Genomic DNA, 511 nt, shown 5'->3' on the forward strand with positions numbered 1-511 from the left:
CATTCGCCATCACCAGATCGAAGAACACGTAGACGCCGGCCCGCACCTCGGTGACGCCGTCGAGCTTTTCGGCCGACAGCGCCGTCGGGGTCGAGCCGACGCTGACCACCGGGCACGGCAGCCCGCCGGCGAGCAGACGCGTCGCGGCGCGCACGCAGCCAGCGCGCTCCAGCGCAGCCATCGCCTGCAACGCCTCCGGCGTACTCAGGCCGTAGGAGCTGCCGGCATGCGTCAGCACGCCGGCGAGGATCGCGCCGCCGCGGTGGAGAGTCTCGCCGATCCGAATCAGCAGCGCGTCGTCCGGTCCGACGCCGGAGCGGTGGCCGTCGGTATCGATCTCGATCAGCACGTCGAAGCCGTGCGTCTCGGCGCGGCCCTTGTCGACCACGGCGCGGGCGCCGGCGAGCGAGTCGACCAGCACGGTCAGCCGGCAGCCGGCGCGGCGCAGCGCGAGCACCCGGTCGAGCTTCTGGGGCGCGATGCCGACCGCATAGGTGATGTCGTCGAAGCC

The 511-nt window shown here is 72.6% G+C and carries 1 protein-coding gene; it reads right to left on the reverse strand.

What is annotated here, in order from left to right; all coding sequences use genetic code 11:
* The coding region (locus ABTU92_RS30715) for an alanine racemase (RefSeq protein WP_408095304.1) at positions 1 to 511 on the reverse strand (511 nt) is incomplete at both ends.

Origin of the sequence: Rhodoplanes sp. SY1 (genome assembly GCF_046000175.1) — a bacterium.
In the GTDB taxonomy this organism is placed as follows: domain Bacteria; phylum Pseudomonadota; class Alphaproteobacteria; order Rhizobiales; family Xanthobacteraceae; genus Rhodoplanes.